This is a genomic window from Streptomyces sp. NPDC091416, assembly GCF_044756845.1.
Taxonomy (GTDB): domain Bacteria; phylum Actinomycetota; class Actinomycetes; order Streptomycetales; family Streptomycetaceae; genus Streptomyces.
Genome location: NZ_JBIVTU010000052.1, coordinates 1 through 3,040 on the forward strand (window position 1 = coordinate 1; position 3,040 = coordinate 3,040).

Here is a 3,040-nt window from a genome sequence, read left to right on the forward strand (position 1 = left end):
CGCACAAACACCGAACGCACACTCGCCTCCATATGGGGCGACATCCTCGGCATCGACACCATCGGCATCCACGACAACTTCTTCGAGCTCGGCGGCGACTCGATCATCAGCATCCAGATGATCGCCAGGGCGAAGAAGTTCGGCCTGCACCTCACACCACGCATGATCTTCAAGCATCAGACGATCGCCGAGATCGCGGTCCACGCCGGCGCGACCACGCTGGTCGACGCGGAGCAGGGACGCGTGGTGGGCGACGTACCTCTGACGCCGATCCAGCACTGGTTCTTCGAGAAGGAACTACCTGCGTTCGACCACTTCAACCAGGCCGAGCTACTGGTCACCGACGCCTTGGACCCCGATGTCCTGCGTCTGGCGCTGACCGACGTGGTCGAACACCACGACGCTCTGCGCCTGCGGTGCGAGAGCGGCGAGGACGGCTGGCGCCAGTTCCTGGACGAGCCGGTGGACACAGGCATCCTCGACGTCCACGACCTGTCCGACATCGCCGCCGACGCCCTGAACTCGGTGTCGCTCGGGATCGCGGAGGAGACCCAGCGAGGCCTCGACCTGGCGAAGGGCCCTCTGATCCGGTGCGCCCTGCTGGAGCTGGGGGCGACGCGGGGCCAGCGGTTGCTGATCGCCGTACACCACCTGGTCGTCGACGGTGTGTCCTGGCGGATCCTCCTGGAGGACCTGGGCAGTTGCTACGAGCAGCGCGCCGCCGGCAAGGCACCGCGGCTGCCGGCGAAGACGACCTCCTTCCGGGCCTGGGCGGAACGGCTGCACGCGTTCGCGGAGTCGGAGCCGGCACGCGCCGAGTTCGCCTACTGGGCGGAGGCGAAGCCCGGCGGGCAGGTTCCGCGTGACCGGGACGGGCACAACGATCTCGGCTCCGGGTCCACCGTCGCGGTGACCCTCACACCCGACGAGACACGCGCGCTGCTGAGGGACGTACCTCGCGTCTTCAGCACGCAGATCAACGACGCGCTGCTCACCGCCCTCGCGCAGGCGCTGCGGGACTGGACCGGCGACGACGAGACCTTGATCGGTCTGGAGGGGCACGGCCGCGAGGATCTGTTTCCCGACGTCGACCTGTCGCGTACCGTCGGCTGGTTCACGTCCGTGTTCCCCGTCGCGCTACGGCTGGCGCCCGGCGCCGGTCCGGTTGCGTCGCTCGACTCCGTCAAGGAACAGCTGGAGCGGATCCCGAACAAGGGCGTCGGCTACGGCATCCTGCGTCATCTGGGGGCGCCCGACGTAGCGTCCGTCCTGGGCCGGCAGCCGGTCCCGGAGGTCAACTTCAACTACCTGGGGCAGTTCAGCCGGGACCTCCCCGGCATCGGCCGGTACGCCCCCGCGAACGAGCCCAAGGGCCACTCGATCAGTCCCGACGGCATGCGCTGGAACGTCCTCGACGTGACCGCGGCCGTCGAGGGCGACACGTTCGGGGTGTACGTCGGCTACTCGACGTCGCTGCACGACCGGCAGACCGTCGAGCGGCTGGCCGCGGGAGTGATCGGCCACCTGCGAGCACTGATCGCAGGCAGCGCCGAAGGCGCCGCCGACTCCCGCCGGGCCACGCCCGGCGTTCCCCTCACCGACATCGGTGACACCGACATGGCCGCGATCCTGAAGAGGTTCTCGATATGAGCACGCACAACGTGGAAGACGTCTACGGGCTCTCGCCCCTGCAGTTCGGGATGCTGTACCACTCGCTGGAGGACACGTCCGACACGCGCCCGTACATGGTGCAGATGACGGAAGAGGTCGAAGGCCCCTTCGACGACGCACGGTTCGGACAGGCGTGGCAGCAGCTCGTCGATCGGCACTCGATCCTGCGGAGCGCGTTCGTCTGGGAGGGTGTGTCGGAACCGGTGCAGGTGGTGCAGCGCCAGGCCCCCGTGCCCTTCGCGATTCGGGACCTGCGCGGCCTGCCCGACCATGAACAGCGACTGGACGCCTTCCTGGCGGAGGACTGGGAGCGCGGGTTCGACCTGTCGCGGGCGCCGCTGGTCCGAGTGACCGTGCTGCGGACGGCAGAGGAACGACGCTTTGTCGTCTGGTCGTTCCACCACATCCTGTTGGACGGGTGGAGCGTTCAGATCCTCCAGAAGGAGTTGTTCGCCCTCTACCGCGCCCTGCTCGACGGCACAACCGCAGCCCTGCCGGAACCCGTTCCGTACCGCCGCTACATCGAGTGGCTCAGCGCCCAGCAGGGCGATGCCTCGGCCGATTTCTGGACGAAGTATCTGGCGGGGGTCACCGAGCCGACCGACCTGCACGTGGACCGGGACACCGGGGAGACGGGGGTTGGGGAGTTCGAAGTGATCGCCTCCTCCGCCCTGTTCGCGCAGGCCCGTGACTACGCCCGGTCCCAGCGGATCACAATGAACACCCTGGTGCAGGGGCTGTGGTCGATTCTGCTCTCCCGCTACAGCCGCCGCGACGAGGTTCTGTTCGGGTCGACCATCTCGGGCCGCTCGATCGACCTGCCGAGTGTGGACTCGATGATGGGGCTGTTCATCAACACGCTGCCGGTGCGCGGCCGGCTCACGGGTGAGATGGGAGTCGCGAGCTGGCTGCGGGACCTCCAGGACGAGCAGTTGGAGATGCGGCAGTGGGAGTACTGCCACCTGGTCGATGTTCAGAGGCACAGCAGCATCGCCCGCGGGGAGCCGCTGTTCCGGTCCATCCTGGTCTTCGAGAACTATCCGGTGGTTCAGAAGCCGTCGGACTTTCCCGAGGGACTGACCCGCCGCCTGGTCAACTGCGTGGAGCGCACCGGTTATCCGCTCACCCTGGTCGCATCGTCGGGCAATGCCCTGGAGTTCCGATTCGTCTATGACCGGAGCAAGTTCGACGCGGCGGCGATCGAGCGGATGGCCGGTCACCTGCGCACCTTGCTGGAGTCCGTCGTGGCGGCTCCCGCGGCGCGCATCGCGGAGCTGAACATGCTGACGGTGCGGGAGCGGCAGGAGATCCTGGTCGACTGGAACGGGGCCACCGGCCCCTACCCCGACACCGCGACCATCCACTCCCT

General features: G+C 67.9%; 2 protein-coding genes. Both read left to right on the forward strand.

Features of this window, described 5'->3' with window-relative positions:
- Positions 1-1,650 (forward strand): condensation domain-containing protein (locus tag ACIQMX_RS42375; protein ID WP_402487048.1); only part of this gene is annotated, 1,650 nt, incomplete at its 5' end.
- Positions 1,647-3,040 (forward strand): condensation domain-containing protein (locus tag ACIQMX_RS42380; protein ID WP_402487050.1); only part of this gene is annotated, 1,394 nt, incomplete at its 3' end. The genes ACIQMX_RS42375 and ACIQMX_RS42380, both read left to right, overlap by 4 nt.